Source organism: Kytococcus sp. HMSC28H12 (genome assembly GCF_001816045.1).
Classification (GTDB): domain Bacteria; phylum Actinomycetota; class Actinomycetes; order Actinomycetales; family Dermatophilaceae; genus Kytococcus; species Kytococcus schroeteri.
In genome coordinates, this window is the sequence record NZ_KV824648.1 from 1 (window position 1) to 3,723 (window position 3,723).

The 3,723-nt window shown below is 75.7% G+C and carries 3 protein-coding genes; 1 reads left to right on the forward strand and 2 read right to left on the reverse strand.

The window, feature by feature from the left end; genetic code table 11:
• Positions 1–948: DUF445 domain-containing protein (locus HMPREF3099_RS10360; protein WP_237769834.1), on the reverse strand; the 948-nt coding region annotated here is incomplete at its 3' end.
• 65 nt (positions 949–1,013) lie between these two features.
• On the opposite strand from HMPREF3099_RS10360, the gene HMPREF3099_RS10365 reads away from it, so the two are divergent.
• On the forward strand, positions 1,014–2,825 hold the full coding sequence (locus HMPREF3099_RS10365) for an AMP-dependent synthetase/ligase (RefSeq protein ID WP_070705890.1): 1,812 nt from the start codon (positions 1,014–1,016) through the stop codon (positions 2,823–2,825).
• Here HMPREF3099_RS10365 and HMPREF3099_RS10370 read toward each other — a convergent pair.
• A partial coding sequence (locus HMPREF3099_RS10370) for a hypothetical protein (RefSeq protein WP_371327536.1) occupies positions 2,816–3,723 on the reverse strand: 908 nt, incomplete at its 5' end. The two genes, HMPREF3099_RS10365 and HMPREF3099_RS10370, sit on opposite strands and share 10 nt — an antisense overlap.

Sequence of the window (3,723 nt, forward strand, 5' to 3'; positions counted from 1 at the left end):
GAGCGCCGTGGCGGCACGGCGCGGCAGCACCCCGTCGGGGTCGGCGAGCGCCTCGTCCAGGACCACCGCCAGGCCCTCCCACAGCTCGGCCACGGTGGTGGCCGCCGAGGGGTCGGTGAGCACCCGTTCCTGCAGGCGCGCCATCGCCTCGGCGGTGCCGGGGTCGTGCTGCAGGTCCCGGGCCAGGTCCCCCAGCAGGTCGTCGACGCTGGCGCGGACGCGGTGGTCGGGCTGGCGCTGCACGTCACGCGCCCAGCCCAGCAGCTCGGCGTGGATGCGTTCCACCACCGCGTCGTCCACCCACTGGGGCGACCACCACGGCGCCCGGGTGCGCACGATGAACTGCACACGCTCGGGGTGCGCGGTCAGCCAGTCCACGGCCTCGTCCACCACGAGGTCCACCAGCCGGCGGTGCGCCCCGGTGCGCAGCACCTCCTCGAGCCAGCGCCCGGCCAGCGGGGCCAGGGGCTCGCGGGCCAGGCGCGGCAGCAGGTGCTCGCCGGCCACCTCGGCCACGGTCCGGCGGTCGGCGGCGGCCAGGGCGCGTCGGGCGGCGGGCAGCAGCTCCGTCACCACGGAGCGGGCGTTCTCCTCGCGCCCCACCCAGCGGGCCGCGCGGGCGCTCACCCCGGCGCGCACCCACCGGTCGCGGGCGGTGGGACCGGTGAGGAAGTTGGTGGCCACGAAGTCCTCGAGCGCCCGGCCGATGTCGTCCTTGCGCCGCGGGATGATCGCGGTGTGCGGCACCGGCACGCCAAGGGGGTGGCGGAAGAGGGCGGTGACGGCGAACCAGTCGGCCACCGCGCCCACCATCGAGGCCTCCGCGGCGGCGTGGACGTAACCCCAGGCGCCGTCGTCGGGGGTGAGCAGGAAGACCACCGCCGCCAGCAGCAGCAGCCCGGTGGCCACGGCCTGCATGCGGCGCACGGCCGCCCGGTCCGGTGTCATGGCGCCATGGTTCCACGCGGTCCTCCCCGGCCGGGCGGGCGCCCCGGGTGCGTACCCTGACCCGCATGTCGACGCTCGCACCGCTCAGCCAGCACCTCCGCGACACCGCCGCGGCCCACCCGGGGGTGGTGGCCCAGCGCGAGCTCGTCGACGGCACCTGGCAGGAGTGGACCTACGCCGAGTTCGCCGAGCGCGCCACCGCCCTGGCCGCCCACCTGGTGTCCCACGGCCTGGGCACCGGGGACCGCGTGGCCCTGGTCTCCCCCAACTGCCCGGCCTGGTCGGTGGTCGACTACGGCGCGATGTCGGCCGGCGCCACCGTGGTGCCGGTGCACCTGACCTCCGGCTCGGCCCAGAAGCGCTACGTGCTGGAGCACAGCCGCGCCACCGTGGTGGCCGTGCTGGGCGACGAGGAGCTCGCCCTCGTGGCCGACATGGTGGACACCGCGCACCTGCAGCAGGTGCTGGCCCTGGAGTGCTCCCCCGCCGCGCGGGAGGCCGCCGCGTCCACCACGGGGGCCCCGGTGGTGGACCTCGAGGAGGCGGTGGCCACCGGACGCGCCGCCGACGCGGCCACGCGCGCCGAGGTGGTGCGCCGCATCGAGCAGGCGGACCTGGACGACCTGGCCACGATCCTCTACACCTCGGGCACCACCGGGGTGCCCAAGGCCGTGCCGCTCACGCACCGCAACCTCACCACCCAGTTCGCCACCATCGCCGAGCGCTTCGACTACGCGCCGGGTCAGCGCTCCCTGAGCTTCCTGCCGCTCTCCCACGCCCTGGAGCGCGCGTGGACCGCGTTCGGCGTGCAGCAGGGCCTCACCATCGCCTACTGCCGCAACCCGCGGGAGGTGCAGCCGCTGCTGGCCGCCGCCCGGCCGCAGGTGATGGTGAGCGTGCCCCGCCTCTACGAGCGCGTCTACGCCGGTGCCCACGCCAACGCCGACAGGAACGGCGTCACACGGCGCCTCTTCGACTGGGCGATGCGGGTGGGACTGCGCCGCAACCTGGCCCGCCGCAGCGGCGAGCGCGTCCCGGTGGCCACCGAGGCCGCCTACCGCGTGGCCGACCGGCTCGTGCTGCACCGCATCCGCGACGTGCTGGGCGGGCCCAAGACGTGCATGGCCGCCGGCGGTGCCGCGCTGCGCCGCGAGGTGGAGGAGTTCCTGCTGGCCGCCGACCTGCTGGTCTCGCAGGGGTACGGCCTCTCGGAGACCTCCCCGGTGGTCTCCTGCCCCGGTGTGCGCACCTGGCGGTTCGGCACCGTCGGCCAGCCGATCCGCGGCATGGAGGTGCGCATCGTGCCCCAGCCCGACGGGCCGGACACCCCGGGCGTCGGCGAGATCCAGGTGCGCGGCGACGGCGTGTTCTCCGGCTACCTGCCCAATCTCGACGGCAGCGACCCCGCGCCGGGGGCGTTCACCGAGGACGGGTGGTTCCGCACCGGGGACCTGGGCCGTCTGGACGAGGACGGCTTCCTCTCCCTGACCGGCCGGTCCAAGGAGATCATCGTCACCGACGGCGGGCGCAACGTCGCCCCGGCCGCCATCGAGGGCGTGCTGGAGAGCGACGAGGTCATCGAGTACTCGATGGTCGTGGGCGACGGCCGCCCCTACCTGACGGCCGTGGTGTCGCTGGACGCCGCGGCGGTGTCCGAGCAGCTCGGCGAGGTCTCCGGCGAGGAGCTCCAGCGCCTGGTGGCCGAGCGGGTGTCCGCGCTCACCGCCGACCTCGCCCGCTACGAGCACATCACCAAGGTCGTGGTGGCCCCCGAGCCGTTCACGATGGAGGGCGGGGAGCTGACCCCCACGCTCAAGGTGCGCCGCACGGTGGTGGCCGAGAAGTACGCCCGCGAGCTCGACGCGCTCTACCGCTGAGGCGGCAGGAAGACCACGCGGTCGCTCAGCTCGAAGGCCTGCACCACGTCGAGCACGGTGTCCTGCGGGTCCTTCACGCCGAACACCACCGGGAAGCGGGCGGTCTCCCCGGGCTCCAGGTCCTGGGCGGGCTGGGAGTTGATGCCGTTGCCGGAGTCGAAGACCCGGGAGGCCGGCTCCCCGGCGCTCTGGGCACTGATACGGAAGTCGCTGAGCCGGAAGGACTCCGGGCTACGGTTGGTGAGCGTCACCTCGTAGCGCTCGAACTGGCTGAAGCCGTCGGTGCCGGCCGCCGCCGGGGAGGGGATGAAGGGCTCCCCCTCGGTCACGTGCGCGACGAGGCCGGACTCCCACCGGAACGCCTCGCCCCGGTGCGGGATGGAGGGCTCGCTCACCACCTTGCCCAGGGAGTCGGCGGCCCCGGCCTCGGCCGGCTCGGACGCGCTGTCCTCGGGGGACGGCGTCTCGGAGGGGTCGGTGCCCGTGGCGTCGTCGCTCTCGGTGGCGTCGTCGCTCTCGGTGGCGCCGTCGCTCTCCGACGGGGTCGGCTCGCCCTCGCTGCTCGTGGGCTCGGTGCTCGCGGGCTCGCCGGGGGTCTCCCCAGGCGTCGTCCTCGGCGCGCCGTCGCCGGTCGGCGCGGCGTCCCCCGTCGGGTCGGTCGCCCCCTCGGAGGAGGACGGGGAGGCCTCCGTGGGCGCCTCGGTGGAGGTGGCGCTGCTCGTCGGGTCGCTGCTCGCTCCCCCGATGCCGATGGAGACCCCACCGCACCCGGCCACGGCGCCGCTGGCCACCAGCGCCGCACCCGCCACCAGCAGGGTGCGTCCGCGCGCGGCGCGGGGCGTGGGGGTGGGGCGGCGCAGCGGCATCGGTGTCCTCCTGGTCGGGCCGGTCGGCCGGG

Bases quoted from the DNA above. Each gene is read 5' to 3' on its own strand.
- HMPREF3099_RS10365 (WP_070705890.1), top strand. From the start codon at position 1,014: ATGTCGACGCTCGCACCGCTCAGCCAGCACCTCCGCGACACCGCCGCG.